Genomic DNA, 16,959 nt, shown 5'->3' with positions numbered 1-16,959 from the left:
TTCACCGCCAAAGAATTAAAACGTGGCTATGACAAACACTTTTTTTACCTACCCAACGAACAAATAACCGTAGAAAGCCTAGTAGTCTTTGCCATAGAACACGGCATGATCGAAAAGAAAAAAGAATCCCAATGCCTCGTCGTCATTGACGAAGCAGGAGGCCGCTTTAATTGCCGGGAATCCCTAAAAACAGATCGCGCAGAATGGATAGACTTTTTCTCGCAGTACAGAAAACTGGGCTATTACTTCATACTTGTTGCCCAAAATGACCGAATGATCGATAAACAGATCAGAGGATTTGTCGAGTATGAAATGATCCACAGAAAAGTCAATCGCTTCGGACCCTTCCGCATCCTACCATTTACCCTATTTGTCTGTGTAGAAAAATGGTATGTAGTAAAGCAAAAAGTTGGTGCAGAGTTTATTTTATATCGCAAACGCATTGCCAATCACTATGATACCTACGCCATGTTTACCGGGTTCAAGCTTAGTCAGACATTACTTGATAAAATTACAAACATCCGTGCACCAGTACCTTCAAATATGCAAGTCTCCGTTACAGCTATATTTGATAAATCTGGAATGAACGATTAATAAATAGAAAATAGACTATGTGCCAGTGAGTGGGGTACTCGGGGGCCCCCGCCACTGGCACATAGTCTTATTTAGGATACAATAAAGATAAGAAAATGATATTCACTTGGTAAATTTAGGTGTATAATTGATAAAAAAACCTGACGAAAAATTGGTAATGTATAGACATATTGTATAGTATTGGTGGTTGACACATAATATCATATCTAATACTATAATAATACATGGGAAACTGAGGTGGGCTGGATTGAGTCGTGCTGAAAAGTTTTTGGAACGAATTGTGAAAATTCCTATGCCAAATGATATCACTTTTGATGAAATGAGCCGATTTCTTTTGAGTATTAAGTGTACTCTGAGGAAAAAAGGAAGCACTCGGCATAGACAGTTTAAATACCCTAATTATCCGGAAATAATAACTTTAATGGATGGAGAAAATCTTTTAATATTTGTGGGTATTATCAGGGAGGAATAATTAATATATGAAACATAAAAAATTTAATTTAGATTTAATTGATACTAAAATTTTTGAATCAGATCAAAAATTAGATGACTTTATTAAGCAGCCTGAGGACGATTTAGAAGATATTTTGATAAGATGCAAAAAATATGATGATCTTAATTATACTATTCGATTAAATAAAATTACTGATGGAAAAAATTCATATTGGATGGCAGAGCATCCTGAATTACCTGGATGTGTAACGCATGGTGAAACAAAAGAAGAGTCTTTGGCGAATCTTGAAGATGCAAAACAAGGTTGGATATTTGCCAAGGTTTCGGAGGGTGAATCAGTACCAATTCCAAAATATGAATTTCAGGAACAACAAAATTTATCGGGTAAAATACTTCTGAGATTACCTAAGGAATTACACTACAAGGTAGTTCAGATGGCTAAGGCTAATTCAATCAGCATTAATAAAGAGTTAAATTATTTAATTTCATATGCGATGGGGGAAGTTAGGGCGAAAGAAGATATTAGCAGCCAATTACGTGAGATAAAAGACTTATTAGTAGAAAATCAAATCACTAAGAAGGTTGATACTTTGGAAAAGGATTTGTATTCTCACTATTATTTAAATAACAATTTAGAAGAAAAATACCGTGGAAAAAACATTGATTCTATTGGTTATGCGAATGAGGATTCTAATGTTTTTGGGCAAACAAAAAAGGTAATGCGTTCTTTAGTTGGTATTAATTAAGTAATATTGTATGTGAGGTGAATATTTTGACTAAGGAAAAGAATGTAGAACGTAATAAAAAAAAGAAAGACGTAAGGGTGTTATTTAAAGAGGACTGCAAAGCATTGACGCTTCGAGAAATTTCATTGAAAGGCTTATTTCTAAAAGTCGACGAATTATTAGAATATACTTTGACTGGATATTTCGATAGAAGGCAGTTACTTGAACAAATCGCATTACTTGATAGTATAGAATTTGCGAGGGTGGTCGTTTTTTGTTTAGATGTTTTTGAAACTATAGACTTAACTAATTTTCTGGATGATAAAGATATAGACAACGAGCTTTCTACGAATCTCAGATTTTTAGCTGCAAAATATGGACCCAAATATCATCAAACCTTGGACGAGGCCATTAATGAATATGGTTGGCGAAATATTAGATATTCAGTTATTCAAAATTCGGACGATAGTTATTTATTAGAGTTTAATGTCTATTTATCCAATGGTAGTGAAGTAATAATAAGAGACGATGCAGAGTCGATGTTGCAACTTACTTCGTTTTTAATAGATGGACTTTATCGTTTGAATAAACTTAATGCTATAGATCAGGAAGACATTAAACCTGTAGCTGAAAGTATTAATAAGTTATTAGATAATAAAGAGTAAGCTTTGTATCGTATCTAATTGGGTCATAGGATTAGACATGTTGATAAGGAAAAATTCCAAAAGTAACGGTTCTTAAATTAGGGAAATTAATAATAGTCTGGTAGTGTAATTAGTAGTGCAATGAAAGTAAGAAAACATGAAAAATTCTAATGTAAAGTGAAGTAAAAAGAGGACGGAGAATACTTGTTCCCCATCCAAATGTGCATGAATAAAGGGTTTTAAAATCACGTAAGAATATACGTTCTCCTTGCAATCGACCTTGGGGTGGTAGAGGTCGCATGTTCAAATCATGTCGCTCCGACCAGTAATATCAAGGCTTTCAGCCTTTTAAGGTAGGCGGGTCGAACCCCAAATGTCGACCAAATGCCGACCAAAAAAATAGACCATAATAAATGGTCTATTTTCGTATCCTGCTCTTAGTTTATCTGCTTTCTTCTTGTTGGAGCTCGATGATTTTTCGATTGATCTCATCTTTCTTTTTAACTCCAAGATGCTGATAGATTCCTTTCAAACTTTAATATCGTGTCCTAGGCGCTCGGCTGCTAAATGATCTAGTACATCATTTTCATACAGCCATGTCGCATGATAATGCCGAAGAAAGTGCAAACGAGTCTTCGGTATTTTTTTGTCTCTCACGAGCTTTCCTAAATAACTGGTGTAGCTATCGGGTCGCATCGGGAACATTAATTGGTCGTTCTTTATATTTTTATCATTTATGTCAATTATCTTTCGCTCCCTCTTTTTAAGTGCGAAGCCATCCCGTATGACAACTTTTAAAAGGTCCATTAAGTAGGGCGGAGCTGCTACATCACGCAAGCCATTTTCTGATTTTGTGCTCTTGATCTGATATTTACCTTGGTCATTAATGACATAGGCTTCATCAATCCTTATAGTGTTGTTTGCGAAATCTAAGTCATTGGGCCTAAGTGCAAATATCTCTTCTCGTCTTAGTCCACACCATCCAGCTAGAAGGATGATTGGTTCGTCTCTTGTTCCCCTCACTGCGTTATGAATAGCTTTGAACTTTTCTGGTGTAGGGACATCTGAGTAGTCTACTTTGTCTTCCTTCGGTAGTTTAATATCCCTCATGGGGCTCTTATTCTTCATAGCATCATGGAGGATTGGCCTTAGGCATGACATTACTCTACGAGCGCTAGTTTGCGACATCTTTCCAAGGAGCTCGTTAAGCAATTTCTTAAGGTGAATTTCTTTTAACTCCTTAAATTTCATTTGTTTAAAGAAGGGTCTATAGTGGTTTTTTAGATAGCCCAAGTACAAAACATACGTACTTGGGCTATATTGATTTTTGTGTATTTCTAGCCAGCTTTTAATCCATTCGGCGACACGAATATTATCGACATTAGACAGTTTTCCATCTTCTAACTCCTGCTCAAGTTCGCGAGCGGCCTTTTTCACTTCCTTTTCGCTGTGTTTAGTAACATACTTATTGATCTTTTTACCGTTTTCATCTCGGCCACAGTAAATTGTGGCTTGCCACGTACCGTCTGATCTTTTTTTGATACTGGCCATTACCTCACCTCACTACTAAATCTTACAGCCTTACCGATAATAGTAACTTGTCTCATGTCTCTCTTGGTGAATACCTGATCGGGGTAATTTGGATTTTCAGCGTGCAAGGTTACGGTGTTAGTCCCTTTGTAGACTCGCTTTAAGGTTGCGTTTTCTCCGTCCACCAAAACAGCGGCTATCTCACCATGATCAACATCTGACTGCTGACGGATGAATACGATGTCCCCATCAATGATACGTGCATTAATCATAGAATCACCTTTGACACGGAGACAAAAGTCAACGTTCATGCTTTCCGGGATATATTCATAACCCTCAATATTCTCTTGGGCTAAAATAGGGATACCTGCAGCAATCGTGCCAAGAAGTGGGATTTTCTTATAGGGAATCAAGTTGTCAAGCTTTTCATACTTATCGTCAGTTCTGCCCATAAGAAAATCAGTGGTAACTCCATAAAACTCTGCGATTTCTTGGACAAGAGAGAACCTTTGCGGTTTGTGAACATTGTTTTCATACCTTGATACCATAGGCTTACTTAATTTGGACTCCGGGAACCTCTTGTTCATTTCATGGGTAAACTCATCAACACTCATCCATCCCGTATTGTTCGACCTGATCTGTAAACCGCTGATAGATTACTCTCGTCATCTTCGAGTATTTCAGATACTGTTCATACTGCGGCGGCACCACGATGAGGTCTGGGCACAATCCCTTTGCCTCCCAGTTGACCATCCCAGTTTTCACGCCCGCTTTTTTAGCCAGTTCCGATCCCTCAGAGTTCCTTTAGATAAGAATGAAAAGAATGTATCCATCCAAGAATTGTATTCCGAAATTGTTGTTAACGAATTTAGGAATCAACAGATTATAGATGATGTGGTTAAAAGCTACGAACAGGGCAGAAATTGTCTCGTTTTAACCGAGCGTACAGCGCACGTCGAATTTCTTGCCCAAAAACTAAAAGAGAAAATTCCCGAAGTGATCTCCTTAACGGGTGGAATGGGGATAAAAGAGACTAGGGAGATAATGCAAAGGATAGCAGAAACACCCGCTGACAAGCAGATAACCTTAATTGCCACAGGTAAATATATTGGGGAGGGCTTTGATGAACCACGCCTAGATACCTTGTTTTTAGTGATGCCAATATCCTGGAAAGGTACTTTGCAGCAATATGCCGGAAGGCTGCACAGACACTTTGCCAACAAAAATGAAGTACAAATTTATGATTACGTGGATACCCATGTACGGATGCTTGAGCGGATGTATCATAAACGGCTTAACGGGTATGCTGCCATTGGTTATAGAGCTAAAGGCGGCGAAAGCACACCAGAGTCAATTGATGTTATCTTTGATAAGAGCAATTTTCTACCGGTATACACAAACGATATTCTCAATGCTAAAAGAGAAATTCTCATAGTTAGCCCATTTGTTACCAAGAGACGGACATTGCAGATGATGCAGCACCTGAGGATTGCCTTAGAAAATAAAGTGAGAGTAATCGTGATAACCCGGACGATTGGAGATTTCAACGACAAGAACGCGAGTGCATTGCAGGATGCCCTGGATCTATTGAAGGATGCTGGGGTAAGTCTTATTTTTAAATCAAATATTCATCAGAAATATGCAGTGATTGACCAAAGGATCGTGTGGTATGGAAGTATCAACCTTTTGAGTTTTGGTAGTGCCGAAGAAAGTATCATGCGACTGGATAGTCCTAACATTGCTAATGAATTAATAAGGAGTCTGGAGAAATTACAGTCCTGAATGTTATGCAGAATCATATAATATATGTACATAATTATGCTATAATAATGTCAACACTCATGACGAGGTGAGAGGATATGCCACATATTAGACCAATAACAGATTTGCGAAATACAAACGAAATCTCTGAATTATGCCACAAGCAGAACGAGCCGATTTTTATTACGAAAAACGGATATGGGGATTTAGTCATTATGAGTATGGAAACTTATGAACGTAAACTTGCGCTGGTTGAAGTTTATAGGAAGCTTGCTGAGGCTGAGAACCAACTTGCCCAAGGTGTTCCACTGTTAGATGGGGAAGAAGTCTTTGCAAAATTGAAGGAAAGATATGTCTACAAAGAGTTATAGTTTAAAGTTCACGCCTAAAGCAAGCGAAGATCTTGAACAAATATATAGCTATATTTCCGAGGATCTATTTGCTGATGCTGCTGCACACAATCTACTTGAAAAAATAGAACGAAATATAATGAAACTAAGATATTTTCCGTATTCCGGAAGTTTTGTATTGGATGAACTGCTAAGAAATAAAGGATATCGAAAGTTAGTGGTTGATAATTATATTGTTTTTTACCTTGTAAATGAGCTTGAAAGACAGGTTGTTATAATGCGTATACTCTACGGTGCTGTGAATTACCAAAATATGCTGTAATTGTGCTACTGCTCCCGTCGGCGTGGGATACGCCTTTGAACCTAAGGGGTCTGAGGAGAGATTATTGGATTTGCTTCGCTTCGCTCCAAAGCCTTAATAAGGCAGAAAATACTGCGAGAATTTATGGAGAGATGCGTTCTCTCTTTTTTGTTACAATAAAGATGAAGAGTCACGGATTTTATGGAAGGCTAGCACTTGCTACAAATGAAAGAAGGTGCTTTTATATTAATCCGTCAGGGCAAGGAAATATCCTGAAATAATGGAATGAGTAAATTTGGTCGTTAGAAACTAGAAATATTGGAGAGAAAAATGTCAAAGAAAAAACGCAAAAGCGGCCATTACTGCAAGATTTGTTCACAATATAAATCGAATGAGAGCTTTTCGGGTAAGGGACATGCAAAACACATATGTAAAAGATGCAGTAAAAAGTCTCCAACTGAGCAAGCTGCAGATATGACCATGAATAGACTTTTTAACATGCCCTTCGGAAAGCTTAGCCCGGCAGAAAAAAGCTGGCTTGAAAACAGACTTCATGATCAGTGTGAAGAGAAGGTAGAAGAGCTTTATTGGGGCTTTCAGGAAATTTTTGCTCCGGCTTATTCTGAAGAGGAAGAATGCGAAAAAGACATGGAGCTACAGACAGGTATTGATGACTTACCATTTTGACTATCTTAAAATCGATGAACATAAAAAGTATGGAATAGTGGAGCAGGTTTAACAATGAGCAGAAAAAAACAAAGGGTAAGATATGAGCTGGATAGCGGGGATATAAAAAGCTTAACAATTGAAGAGATAAAGGCGATACTTCGTGCGGCCGATGAACTTATTGCAACTGGGGGAAGGAGTATGCTAGCCAAGATTCTGAAGGGTTCCAAAGACAAAAAAGTGCTGGAGCATAGACTGGATCAATGTCCGGTGTATGGATATCATCGGGAACTGACCTTACAGGAAATAACGCATCGGATTGATTGGATGATAAAGAAAGGCTACCTTGAAATTGAATACACGGACAGGCTGCCAATGCTTGTTTTCTCAAAAATAGGCTGGGAAATTGAGAGGGAAACCTATGCGGGGGAGTTATTACAAAAGTTTGAACGACTTCTGGAAGGAAAAGGCCCATTTTGCTTTAGAGCAGAATAAACCTGTGCATGCTTTACAACTTAGTCTTTGCGTCATCCAGGAGATGATGGATTTACTTCAAGACGCAGATGACTCTGACGGTGTAATCGGTGAAGTTATTGAGGAAAGCTTAGCTTTTATTGATGAAATGAGTGGGAATAAAGAACTAAAACTAATTCACAAAAAAAATATGTTTAATAAGCTGATCGAAGAAGCATCACATCAACGATACATTGGTTGGACGGATTGGAGAATAGACCTTATAGAATGCTGTTCAGAGCTTGCCGACACTTCGGATTTACGAGGTAAATTGGAAAATTATTTAAGCATAATGCTGGAAAATGCAAAGAGAGATTCATGGGGTGTCAATTACTTAGCCGAGCGGGTTAATCTCATCCGCTATCATCAGGTTGAGAAACATGACGGGCAGGAAAAAGCACAGGAATTTATTGAAAATAACCTGCAATACTCCGACTTCAGGGAAATGGCAATTGAAAGCGCTATGAACAAAAAGGATTATGACTATGTCATAAAGCTTACCCTTGATGGGGAGGACAAGGATAAAAGCCTGCGCGGATTGGTAAACCAGTGGAAGAAATACAGGTACGAAGCCTTTAAACTTTCCAGGAAGATTAATGAACAGCGTGGAATGGCAACTGATTTTATTCTGGACGGAAGCTTTGATTATTACGAGGAATTGAAAAACACCTATACTATAAATGAGTGGCCCTCTGTTTACTCCAAGATCATTTTGTTATTAGAAAACCAGAAGAAGACTTATCTGGATGTCTACCCCCGTATTCTAATAGAAGAAGGGGAAAAACCAAAATTACTTGAGTTCGTTCAAGGAAGTCCCTTATCGGTCGAGATTTATTACAGGCATCTTGTTCCTGAATTCAAGGAAGAGGTTTACCTGCTTTTTCTGCAAAATATTGAGCAGAGCGCTGCAAGAGCAGGTAATAGGAAAGATTATCAGAGGGTATGTGCTATTATTCGTAATCTTAAAAAAGCTGGTGGGAAAGAACGGGCAGCGGAAATTATTCAGAAACTTTATAACAAATATGCAAATAGACCGGCATTTAGGGATGAGTTATCTAGAATATAAATGGGTATACAGAGGCAATGAGCTGAGCTGATACGGCTCGCTCGTTTCCTGATGTAAGTGGAGAACCGTAATATCAAATTATATGGAGTGAAAGTAAAGTGGATTTAGAAGAAAAATATCGAAACTATAGAAAAAGGCAAGTTGGACTACACATGGCAATTTTGAAGGGGTTTGTAAGCGCAGATGACTACTTAAAGTCGGCTGCACTTTTAGGAATCCTTAATTCTAATAATCAAGTTGTGATAGAATCTAAATCCGAAAAGGATGCCTTATATGATTTCAGTATATATGGAAATATCAGAGCTGGCAGCAGCGCATTATCTGAGTACATTGAAAAATATCCACCGGAAAATTCAGAGGACGAAGAATTATTATCGGCCATGAAACGATCCGATGTTCAACTATATGAAGTGGAGGATAGTAAAGAAGATGGATTTATAAAGCTTAGAGATCCGTTACACAAAACTGAATCAATTAAAATAATCGATATCGGTCTGAGTGAGAACTTGAATCCGAATATTCTTCTGTTTACAAGGTTGATCCACCTGAAGGAGTTTAGCATGACGTCAGGATTGACCTTTGCATTCTCAAAAAATCACCTTGAGTATCTGGTGCAAAAATCTCGCAAAATGACAAAGAAGTTTCAAAGTGTTGATGATTCGGTGGATAGGTTTATTGCCTATTTTAACCTTAATAGATCAAATGGTTTACCCGTTCTGCTTGAGACAGTAAAGTGATGTAATTCCGAACGGGGGACGGCTGGTATGAGGGAAAGTGACTTCCCGAGATACCTTACCGGTTTTCTCTCTAAATACCTTCCCGGTCAGAAAAATGTAAGTTCCCATACGATTGCTGCCTACAGGGATACATTCAAGCTGTTCCTAACCTACTGTGAAACCTGCAAGGGATTAGCTCCTGAGAGAATTAAGATGGCTCAGCTTACTAAGGAACTTGTACTGAGCTTCTTAGAATGGATTGAGACAGAGCGAGGCTGTTCCATCCCTACCAGGAATCACCGACTGGCCGTTATTCATTCCTTCTGCCGATATATCCAGAAAGAATTTCCTGAAAACCTTTATGAAACCACAAGAATACTCGCAATTCCAAATAAGAAAAGCCCTAAGCCCTTGGTATCCTATCTGACCGGCGATGAGATGAGGATTATTCTATCTCAACCGGATAGTTCCACAAAAGAAGGATTCCGCGATTTGGTTCTTTTGTCTGTGCTCTATGATACAGCGGCACGGGTTGACGAACTCATTAACCTTAAAGTTAAAGATGTCCGCCTTATGGACCCAGCCGTCATCACTCTACATGGTAAGGGAAGCAAGATTCGTCAGGTTCCTATTATGAGTAACACCAAAACACTGCTTAGTTCCTATCTAGATACTAGAAAAAGCTGCTCAGGCATGGCTGACATTGAAAATTTTTATTTGTTAACCAGAAGCGCCAGAAATTATCTCGTTGGGGAATATCTTATATCATCAATAAGTACGTAAAAGAAGCAAAAAACAGTAGTGACTTTATTGTTCGATTCCCAGTCACACCCCATATATTCCGGCATAGCAAAAGCATGCATTTGCTTCAATCAGGAGTTAACTTGATATATATCCGGGATTTTCTTGGTCATAGTGATTGTTCAACAACAGAAATATATGCCAGGGCTGACAGCGAGATGAAACGCAAAGCTATTGAAAATGCATATCCAGAATTAGTACCTGACGGGCTGCCAAGGTAGGAAGAAGACGGTAACTTAATGAGATGGTTAAATTCGCTATGTGAGTAAAAGATTATGGGGAGTGTTTTCACACAAATTAAGCTGATTTAGAAGATTCTTGTGTTATACTCCCCATAATCTGTGACTCTACATAATGGCGCATGCTGTGAACGGTCACATTTTTACTGATGTTAGCTTTAAATACATATTTATGGAATAGATTTTGAATAGCCCCGCTAGTCATAGGAGCACCCTTGCGATTTCTGCTGTAAAAAAGCGATTCTATAGGACAATAAGCCTTCCAGTAAGTTCTGAGAATATCGAGGTTAGCTTGTGAAAGCAGAGCATATCGGTCTTTGCTGCCTTTAGCATTACGTATAAACAACTGCATTTTGCTGCTATCGATATCTGAAACTTTAAGACCAGCCACTTCACTAAGGCGAAGCCCTGCACCATAAAAAGTCATCAGAATGCATTTATCTCTTAAGTTATCGCAGGCCTCAAAAAGAGCCTGAATTTCCTCTTTGGTAAGAATGTCGGGGAATTTACGTTGTTTGCGGTGGCGGGGGATTTGCTTTAGATTCAACTTAGTGTTTAATGTTACACCGTACAAGAAGCGAAGAGCGCTGTTGTAAGTATTTACCGAGCCAGAGGCCAGCTTTCTTTCAGTAGTGAGATAGTGGAGAAAAAATCGAATATCTTCTTCACCAAGCTCGGTAGCAGGTTTATTGTAGTGTTCTTGAAAAAGTTTTACTTTGGTGTAATATTCGGCCTGGGTGTTTTTACTTAACCCTCTAAGCTCCACATCGAACACTAACTTGGCTAAAACCTCTTCCTTTGTCATAAAAAAGCATCTCCTTTAAAGTAAAATCTCTAACATTTTACAGGAGATCCGAAAAGGCTTACAGTATATTTGGGTAAACAGCAAAGACATACTTACAAAAACCACCGCGCCAGCGGTTTAGTGCTATTCTTATTCGTAACCTAATGAAGTATCTCAATAGAGTGGAGATTATTGAAATGAAGTATTTTACTAAAGAGTGGTATGAAACCTGTCAAAAAACTAGTTTTCATTTGTCTCTGGAGGAAGATGAACGTGCAGAAAATTTTTCGGAAGAATACTTTAACTAGTTGTATAAACAAAAATTAAAGGATTGGTTGTCTTTAATGGAACAAGGTATGTCTGAAGCTGATATATTAGCTCAACAAGCATTCTATGCGACAAACCATGTTGAAGCCGAAAACTTCCATGAGATATTCATGTTTAACCAAGAACGAATCGAGAAAACACTGCCAGAAGCAATATTAAATATGATTGCAGACATTAAAGTCTTTGGGTTATATAAGGCATCAAGTGAAGTAATATCTGCTGTTACTTCATATTGTGAGGAGAATATGAGGTCGGTTAATATGGCTATTGAACAATATCAAAAGCATTTAAAAACTGTATCGAACTCTTTTAACCGAAACATACTTAAAAACTTTCATGATTGTAAGATTACTGGAATAAAGCGAACCGAACATTCTTTAATTATCTCATTAAATTCTGGAGGTTTTACGGATATAAAGGAAGTCCTGTTTGAGAATTATAAGATAATAAAACAAGACTCTTCATTAGAAAATTCATGGTGGCTATATGATGAAATTTATGATATTGACGGAATTAATGAATGGCATGTTTTACTTCAGGATGAGAATTCGTTATTAGCTGATTTCATTATTTCTGCTGAAAAAATATCTTTTAAAAATTAAAGCACTATCAGATATTACCCCTAGTTCTAGTTCACATTATTCTTAGCGGAATAATATCAAGTGGCTCATTTTAACTCAAAGAATTCATACCGTCCACACCCGCTTCCCAGCGCTTGTTTTCTGACTTGGTTTGCCGGCCCTCGTACCTTCTCCGCTTTGCTAACCCGTGCGAAGACAGTACTGCAAGAAGGTTAACCCGTGCGAAGGCAGTGCCTTCGTCGTGGAGCCGGACAAAGCCTGCGCCCGAAAAAAGCGCTCGAAGGCGGGGTGCATGTCAAAGCATATGTCCGCTATGTTAGCGGGCTGATGTAATTCTCACTGGATTTGCTTAACCCGCTAACCAAGCTAGGCCCGCGGTTATCCTGGCAAGGAGACGAGACCCGCGACCGCGGGCCGGCTTTTGTTTCATATAGTCTATCGAGTCTACTATTACAGCTATATATTGTGATGGATTAGCTCGTCACGCCTTTGCTTATATAGTATGACTACTTTAAGGCAGCATGGGTATTACTGTTCTAGGTGTTATTGCTAGTATAGGCGGGTATTGCAAATAGCTGCTTCTTGGTGCCCGCTCCTTGCATGATTGGGAGCGGGCTCTCACGCCCTCATCTATTCTGTCGTTTAGGTTTTGCTCGGGCAGGCCGTTTTCAAAAAGTTAAAATCAGACTGTTTTAGTTCAGACAGGGTTTTCCCTCTCCGACACTAAGACAGTCTTATTTTTGTTTTGGGCTTTGATTACGAAATTGGCACTTTTAAACATATTTAATTAATGATAAAGTCAGATAACGAAATCATTATATTACGGAGGGAGATCCTATGCCCTCCACAATGCCTGAGATTATCAGCACGATGCATGAAAGTGGAAAAGAGATACGTATTTAACTACTTGTCTATATAAGAGGAGGACAAAAGTATGGATAATAGGGAATTAAAGTTGAGTCTTTAATATATAAATGAGGAGGAAAATAGTGTGGTTAACAAGGCTGATGTGGAAAAAGCCTATGCAGTATTAGATCTAGACAGGCAAATAGTTGGGATTAAGATAGTTAAGTCTAAAACTGAATTCTATGGGGAAAAAATGGTGTGGAGAGAGATCGGTTCAGGGACACGGAAGACGGTGGAAGTCTGGTTGGCCCAAGTTGGAGTTAAGCTGGGGGAGAAAAAGGGGAGTATAGAACTGAGCAGCACGGGTGCGGTAGTGGCAGCGGTTGAAGCGGGTTTGGGTCTCTCCATTGTCTCAATTTGGGTTGTTGTCCATCCTTTAGCTTGGAAAACATTGGCGGTTAGACGGCTGAAAGATCTAAGCATGAAACGTCAGCTGTATGTGATCCGTTCCACCCAAAATACGCGTCGACCTGCTCAGGCTTTTTCCGATTTTATTCTGGGTGATGAAGGAAAGTGTGCGTTGGATCGGGTCTTCGAGGATACTCCATGGTTTCGTGAACAGGCGTGAATCACACTCAAAGGCTCCAATACGACGCCTCGTTTTATGAATGGGTAGGAATATCTTGCTTAGAAATGCTCAAATAGCTGTGAGGGTGTCGAATATGTTGAAAGCTGCAGAGATAAGATCTAGTCGTGGCTTGCTGCGGCAGGGAATTCGTTTCGGCGGAACCGTGCTTTTGTTAGGATGGCTCTTTGTCAAAGTTCCTTGGGAGAGAGTTTGGCCAGTTTGGCAGCAACTTTCCCTGGCAGATTTGCTAGCAGCGGTTATACTCACGGTCATGGCCATGGTGGTTAGTGCTTATAAATGGCAATTGATTCTTACAGAACCGGGAATGGAAGCGCCCAAGTTAGGTTTTTTGCTACGCATTTATTTTATAGGACTGTTTTTTAATAACTTTCTTCCATCGGGAATGGGAGGAGATGTCGTGCGAATCGCGTTGACGGCTCGTAAGACTGGAACAGTTGGAGGAAATTATTGAACGGTGTGATCAGTTTCAACGCGCAGGAGCTAATTCAATTTACTTGATGACGACGGCTAATTTTGATTTTGTTGAGTTTCTGAAAATTGGGCGCGAGGTGCGAGCAGCCCTGGGTCCAGAAGCAGTTTTACTGGCTAATACCGGGGATTTCGGACGAGAGGGTGCGGAGGCCTTGCACCAAGCTGGCTTTCATGGGATATATCATGCGCTGCGCTTGAGGGAAGGCAAGGTTACGCTCATTAAGCCGGAAACTCGTTTGCGGACAATCCAGGCAGCCAAAGAAGAGGGCTTGGTGATTGCGACATGTGTGGAACCGGTAGGTCCGGAACACAGCGTCGAGGAGTTAACGGAAATGACGTTGCTCACTCGAGATATGGCGCCCGTCTTTAGTGGTGCTGCCCGGCGTATTCCTATTCCTGGTACTGTGCTTGCCCAAGAGGGAATCGTGTCAGAAGCAAATATGGCACTGATCTTAGCGGTTGTTCGCCTTGGAGTAGGCTATGCAGTTCCGTTAAACTGTACGCATGAACCAAACGGTATGGGGGTTCTGGCGGGGGCCAGTATTTTGTGGGCAGAGGAAGGTTCAAACCCACGGGATGTCCGAGAACAAACCAGCCGGGGTTATTCTGTGGAGGGCTGCCAAACAGTCTTGAGGGAGGCTCATTGGAAGGTTGCTGAGGGACCATCTCCGGCAGTGCTGAGAATGATATAAAAGTCTCAAAATAGCAAGTTTGAAGAACATGGTTGATAAAGTATGAGGGGGAAATATAAATGAAAAAGAATATCATTAGTAAAAGTTTAGTTCTAGCTTTAACAGTATCCTTAACTTTGGTTCTGTCACCACAGGGCAAACCACTCCAACGACACCATCAAGCAATGCGGCGACGAATAGTACGCCGACCGCGTCTAGCAAGGTGATCACAGACTTTAAATATTATACTGCTGATCAGCTTAAGCAAGCTATTGAGAAGAAAACTCCTCTGCAAATCTTAGATATTCAAGTGGAAGCCGAATACAAGGCCCATCATATTCAAGGGGTTATCCCAACTTACGCTTATCCAGTTAAAACGGATGAGGATAAAGCCAAGATCGCTAAAATTTTACCGGAACTGAAGGCTTCTCAGGAACCGATCGTGATCGTTTGCCCCAAAGGAGGCGGAGGAGCTAAAAATACGGTTCAGTATTTAGCCGATCAAGGAATCTCAGAATCCAGACTCTTGATTCTTGAAAATGGACAGGCAGGCTGGCCTTATGCCGAGCTATTAGCAAAATAAAGTTCGCAAGTTTCGCACAGACGTTATACGGAAACCAACTAAACATGATGCATGGATTGATCGATCGAAAAAATAATGGGAAGGATGAGCGAAGTAAAAAACTTATTAAGTGGGTACAAAGGGAAGCTATTGGTATTGTTGGCGGTGCTGGCCTTATACAATTTTGTTCCTGTAATTAAAATAAATATCAAGCAAGTTTTTTTCATTCTTAGCAATATGGACGTCGATTTAGTCAGGGGTTATATTTTGGGATTTGGCATATGGGCCCCGATTGTCTCTTTTCTGCTGATGATTTTTCAGTCTGTAGTAGCACCCCTTCCCGCCTTTATCATCACCTTTGCTAACGCTAGTTTGTTTGGCTGGGTATACGGCGCGATTCTTTCGTGGTCTAGTGCTATGGTAGGGGCAGCCTTGTGTTTTTATATTGCTAGGTTTTTAGGAAGAGCCGCGGTCGAGAAACTGACCTCGCGGACAGCTTTAGAAAAGGTCGATCATTTTTTTAAACAATATGGGAAATATGCTATCGTAATTGCTCGATTACTTCCCTTCATTTCCTTTGATATTGTGAGTTATGCAGCAGGTCTAACCTCTATGGGATTTTGGCCGTTCTTCATTGCCACTGGGATCGGACAACTACCGGCAACCATTGTCTATTCCTATATTGGAGGTATGCTAACCGGGACTACCAAGACGTTTGTAACAGGGTTGTTAATCTTGTTTGCCGTGAGTGCATTGATGGTGCTCATCAAGCAAGTATTGAAAGATAAGAAAAAGGAGGTGGAAAAAAGTGTCTAAAAAGAAGTTTTTGAGCATTGGGGCGCTTTTGTTGGGTTTAATGTTATTATTAAGTGCATGTGCAACTTGGCCACAGAAACCTTCGAATTCCGCAGAATCAGGCCAAGTTAAAGTAGCAGCGGATCTTTCCATCTATAAAAATAGCGATTTATTTATAACTCCTCAGGAGCTTAAAAAAAGGTTGGGAGATCAGACTGCAATCTTAGTTGATACAAGCAAACCCGATGTCTATGAAAAGGGACATATTCCAGGAGCCATTGGAATAGGCTGGCATGGACTTTCACAAATAGTCGGAAAACCAGGGGATCCGTTATGGGGCACTACTCTGGACAAAGAGACATTGACTAAAAAGCTGGAGTCTTATGGAATTACTAACAGCAAGCTTGTGGTATTCACGTCCAATGTACTTCCTGGACCGGGTTCTGATGGGAGAAGCGTCTGGCAACTTAGAATGGCTGGACTGGACAATGTTAAGCTTTTATACGGAGGGAATCCTTATTGGAAAGAACTAGGCTATGATATGACCAAAGAGGCCGCTCCAAAGCCTACTCCAGTTACGGGACTTACTTTGAAAGAGTTTGATAAAAGCTACTCAGCAGACAAGGATTATATCTATGCCAACCTTGGTAAAACGGTCATCATAGACGCTCGGACGGAAAAGGAATATAAAGGAAGTCAAGATGCAGGAGAAGCAAGGGGAGGGCATATTCAGGGGGCGAAGAACCTAGTATGGTCATCTGTACTCTCTTTTTTGTTGCAATAAAGATGAAGATGTCACGGATTTTATGAATAGAAAGGCCTTGCCAAGGATAATGCCTACCAAAATGCCGACCAAAAGATTAATAAGCATTTTAAGCACTTAATTGAGTAACGAAATACCCCGCGCAAAGCCG

General features: G+C 39.9%; 24 protein-coding genes and 1 pseudogene. 21 read left to right on the top strand and 4 right to left on the bottom strand.

What is annotated here, in order from left to right:
• From DSBG_RS15420 to DSBG_RS15405, 4 genes are all read left to right on the top strand, one after another.
• The coding region (locus DSBG_RS15420) for a zonular occludens toxin domain-containing protein (RefSeq protein ID WP_068965181.1) at positions 1–594 on the top strand (594 nt) is incomplete at its 5' end.
• Between the two features lie 247 nt (positions 595–841).
• Positions 842–1,066 (top strand): hypothetical protein, encoded by a 225-nt coding sequence (locus DSBG_RS15415; RefSeq protein WP_068965180.1) that lies wholly within the window; start codon positions 842–844, stop codon positions 1,064–1,066.
• A gap of 7 nt (positions 1,067–1,073) precedes the next feature.
• Positions 1,074–1,793 carry a toxin-antitoxin system HicB family antitoxin gene (locus DSBG_RS15410; protein ID WP_068965179.1) on the top strand — a complete coding sequence of 240 codons (720 nt, stop codon included), beginning with the start codon at positions 1,074–1,076 and terminating at the stop codon, positions 1,791–1,793.
• 26 nt (positions 1,794–1,819) lie between these two features.
• Positions 1,820–2,437 (top strand): hypothetical protein, encoded by a 618-nt coding sequence (locus DSBG_RS15405; RefSeq protein ID WP_068965178.1) that lies wholly within the window; start codon positions 1,820–1,822, stop codon positions 2,435–2,437.
• Positions 2,438–2,944: 507 nt separating this feature from the next.
• On the opposite strand, the gene DSBG_RS15400 is transcribed toward DSBG_RS15405, so the two are convergent.
• Genes DSBG_RS15400 through DSBG_RS21955 form a run of 3 tightly spaced genes read right to left on the bottom strand, consistent with a single transcriptional unit; the run spans position 2,945 to position 4,711 of the window.
• Positions 2,945–3,967: a site-specific integrase gene (locus DSBG_RS15400; RefSeq protein WP_242877672.1), complete on the bottom strand. Its 1,023-nt coding sequence runs from the start codon at positions 3,965–3,967 to the stop codon at positions 2,945–2,947.
• On the bottom strand, positions 3,967–4,560 hold the full coding sequence (locus tag DSBG_RS15395) for a helix-turn-helix domain-containing protein (protein WP_068965177.1): 594 nt from the start codon (positions 4,558–4,560) through the stop codon (positions 3,967–3,969). The genes DSBG_RS15400 and DSBG_RS15395 overlap by 1 nt, the downstream gene beginning before the upstream one ends.
• On the bottom strand, positions 4,550–4,711 hold the full coding sequence (locus DSBG_RS21955; RefSeq protein ID WP_242877670.1) for a Y-family DNA polymerase: 162 nt from the start codon (positions 4,709–4,711) through the stop codon (positions 4,550–4,552). The genes DSBG_RS15395 and DSBG_RS21955 overlap by 11 nt, the downstream gene beginning before the upstream one ends.
• Positions 4,712–4,786: 75 nt before the next feature.
• Here DSBG_RS21955 and DSBG_RS15390 point away from each other — a divergent pair, with 75 nt between their 5' ends.
• From DSBG_RS15390 to DSBG_RS24075, 9 genes and pseudogenes are all read left to right on the top strand, one after another.
• Complete coding sequence (locus DSBG_RS15390) at positions 4,787–5,728, top strand: phospholipase D-like domain-containing protein (protein ID WP_242877668.1); 942 nt, start codon at positions 4,787–4,789, stop codon at positions 5,726–5,728.
• Positions 5,729–5,805: 77 nt separating this feature from the next.
• Positions 5,806–6,078 carry a type II toxin-antitoxin system Phd/YefM family antitoxin gene (locus DSBG_RS15385; RefSeq protein ID WP_014826828.1) on the top strand — a complete coding sequence of 91 codons (273 nt, stop codon included), beginning with the start codon at positions 5,806–5,808 and terminating at the stop codon, positions 6,076–6,078.
• Entirely contained in the window at positions 6,059–6,379 is a 321-nt protein-coding gene (locus tag DSBG_RS15380) for a type II toxin-antitoxin system RelE/ParE family toxin (protein WP_068965176.1), read from the top strand. Before DSBG_RS15385 ends, DSBG_RS15380 begins: the two co-directional genes overlap by 20 nt.
• A 309-nt stretch (positions 6,380–6,688) precedes the next feature.
• Entirely contained in the window at positions 6,689–7,045 is a 357-nt protein-coding gene (locus tag DSBG_RS15375) for a hypothetical protein (RefSeq protein ID WP_068965175.1), read from the top strand.
• A 54-nt stretch (positions 7,046–7,099) separates the two neighbouring features.
• A pseudogene (locus DSBG_RS15370) lies at positions 7,100–7,492 on the top strand (RQC-minor-1 family DNA-binding protein); the annotation flags it as partial.
• Complete coding sequence (locus tag DSBG_RS15365; RefSeq protein WP_176716295.1) at positions 7,470–8,603, top strand: hypothetical protein; 1,134 nt, start codon at positions 7,470–7,472, stop codon at positions 8,601–8,603. The pseudogene DSBG_RS15370 and the gene DSBG_RS15365, both read left to right, overlap by 23 nt.
• A 98-nt stretch (positions 8,604–8,701) precedes the next feature.
• Positions 8,702–9,340 carry a DUF7986 domain-containing protein gene (locus DSBG_RS15360; RefSeq protein WP_068965174.1) on the top strand — a complete coding sequence of 213 codons (639 nt, stop codon included), beginning with the start codon at positions 8,702–8,704 and terminating at the stop codon, positions 9,338–9,340.
• 27 nt (positions 9,341–9,367) lie between these two features.
• Positions 9,368–10,102 carry a tyrosine-type recombinase/integrase gene (locus DSBG_RS15355; protein WP_282434221.1) on the top strand — a complete coding sequence of 245 codons (735 nt, stop codon included), beginning with the start codon at positions 9,368–9,370 and terminating at the stop codon, positions 10,100–10,102.
• Entirely contained in the window at positions 10,075–10,341 is a 267-nt protein-coding gene (locus DSBG_RS24075) for a tyrosine-type recombinase/integrase (protein WP_348980979.1), read from the top strand. The genes DSBG_RS15355 and DSBG_RS24075 overlap by 28 nt, the downstream gene beginning before the upstream one ends.
• Positions 10,342–10,417: 76 nt before the next feature.
• Here the strand turns inward: DSBG_RS24075 and DSBG_RS15350 are convergent, their stop codons facing one another.
• A complete protein-coding gene (locus DSBG_RS15350; protein ID WP_083236912.1) occupies positions 10,418–11,164 on the bottom strand; it encodes a tyrosine-type recombinase/integrase in 747 nt (248 codons plus the stop codon).
• A gap of 287 nt (positions 11,165–11,451) precedes the next feature.
• Between DSBG_RS15350 and DSBG_RS15345 the strand changes: the two genes are divergently transcribed.
• The 8 genes from DSBG_RS15345 (at position 11,452) to DSBG_RS15315 (ending at position 16,829) form a co-directional block, all read left to right on the top strand.
• Complete coding sequence (locus DSBG_RS15345; RefSeq protein WP_083236911.1) at positions 11,452–12,072, top strand: DUF4085 family protein; 621 nt, start codon at positions 11,452–11,454, stop codon at positions 12,070–12,072.
• Positions 12,073–13,042: 970 nt separating this feature from the next.
• Positions 13,043–13,525, top strand: a complete 483-nt coding sequence (locus DSBG_RS15340; RefSeq protein WP_068965173.1) for a LysR substrate-binding domain-containing protein — start codon at positions 13,043–13,045, stop codon at positions 13,523–13,525.
• Between the two features lie 94 nt (positions 13,526–13,619).
• A complete protein-coding gene (locus DSBG_RS15335; RefSeq protein WP_068965172.1) occupies positions 13,620–13,997 on the top strand; it encodes a lysylphosphatidylglycerol synthase transmembrane domain-containing protein in 378 nt (125 codons plus the stop codon).
• Positions 13,981–14,709, top strand: coding sequence for a biotin synthase BioB (locus DSBG_RS15330; RefSeq protein WP_068965171.1), 729 nt, complete (start codon positions 13,981–13,983; stop codon positions 14,707–14,709). The genes DSBG_RS15335 and DSBG_RS15330 overlap by 17 nt, the downstream gene beginning before the upstream one ends.
• A gap of 59 nt (positions 14,710–14,768) precedes the next feature.
• A complete protein-coding gene (locus DSBG_RS23205) occupies positions 14,769–14,915 on the top strand; it encodes a hypothetical protein (protein WP_176716294.1) in 147 nt (48 codons plus the stop codon).
• Positions 14,912–15,271, top strand: a complete 360-nt coding sequence (locus DSBG_RS15325; protein WP_176716293.1) for a rhodanese-like domain-containing protein — start codon at positions 14,912–14,914, stop codon at positions 15,269–15,271. Before DSBG_RS23205 ends, DSBG_RS15325 begins: the two co-directional genes overlap by 4 nt.
• 84 nt (positions 15,272–15,355) lie before the next feature.
• Entirely contained in the window at positions 15,356–16,066 is a 711-nt protein-coding gene (locus DSBG_RS15320; RefSeq protein ID WP_068965170.1) for a TVP38/TMEM64 family protein, read from the top strand.
• Positions 16,059–16,829: a sulfurtransferase gene (locus DSBG_RS15315; protein WP_068965169.1), complete on the top strand. Its 771-nt coding sequence runs from the start codon at positions 16,059–16,061 to the stop codon at positions 16,827–16,829. The genes DSBG_RS15320 and DSBG_RS15315 overlap by 8 nt, the downstream gene beginning before the upstream one ends.
• Positions 16,830–16,959: the final 130 nt, after the last annotated feature.

The sequence above is a fragment of the Desulfosporosinus cupriresistens genome, from assembly GCF_001707885.1.
Classification (GTDB): domain Bacteria; phylum Bacillota; class Desulfitobacteriia; order Desulfitobacteriales; family Desulfitobacteriaceae; genus Desulfosporosinus.
Note: the sequence above shows the minus strand (reverse complement) of the source record. Positions and strands in the feature narration are given on the sequence as shown.

Coding starts and splice junctions, on each gene's coding strand:
- DSBG_RS23205 (WP_176716294.1), top strand. CDS start 14,769: ATGAAAAAGAATATCATTAGTAAAAGTTTAGTTCTAGCTTTAACAGTA.
- DSBG_RS15410 (WP_068965179.1), top strand. CDS start 1,074: ATGAAACATAAAAAATTTAATTTAGATTTAATTGATACTAAAATTTTT.
- DSBG_RS15385 (WP_014826828.1), top strand. CDS start 5,806: ATGCCACATATTAGACCAATAACAGATTTGCGAAATACAAACGAAATC.
- DSBG_RS15320 (WP_068965170.1), top strand. CDS start 15,356: ATGAGCGAAGTAAAAAACTTATTAAGTGGGTACAAAGGGAAGCTATTG.
- DSBG_RS15350 (WP_083236912.1), bottom strand. CDS start 11,164: ATGACAAAGGAAGAGGTTTTAGCCAAGTTAGTGTTCGATGTGGAGCTT.
- DSBG_RS15355 (WP_282434221.1), top strand. CDS start 9,368: ATGAGGGAAAGTGACTTCCCGAGATACCTTACCGGTTTTCTCTCTAAA.
- DSBG_RS15395 (WP_068965177.1), bottom strand. CDS start 4,560: ATGAGTGTTGATGAGTTTACCCATGAAATGAACAAGAGGTTCCCGGAG.
- DSBG_RS15380 (WP_068965176.1), top strand. CDS start 6,059: ATGTCTACAAAGAGTTATAGTTTAAAGTTCACGCCTAAAGCAAGCGAA.
- DSBG_RS15335 (WP_068965172.1), top strand. CDS start 13,620: ATGTTGAAAGCTGCAGAGATAAGATCTAGTCGTGGCTTGCTGCGGCAG.
- DSBG_RS15400 (WP_242877672.1), bottom strand. CDS start 3,967: ATGGCCAGTATCAAAAAAAGATCAGACGGTACGTGGCAAGCCACAATT.
- DSBG_RS15375 (WP_068965175.1), top strand. CDS start 6,689: ATGTCAAAGAAAAAACGCAAAAGCGGCCATTACTGCAAGATTTGTTCA.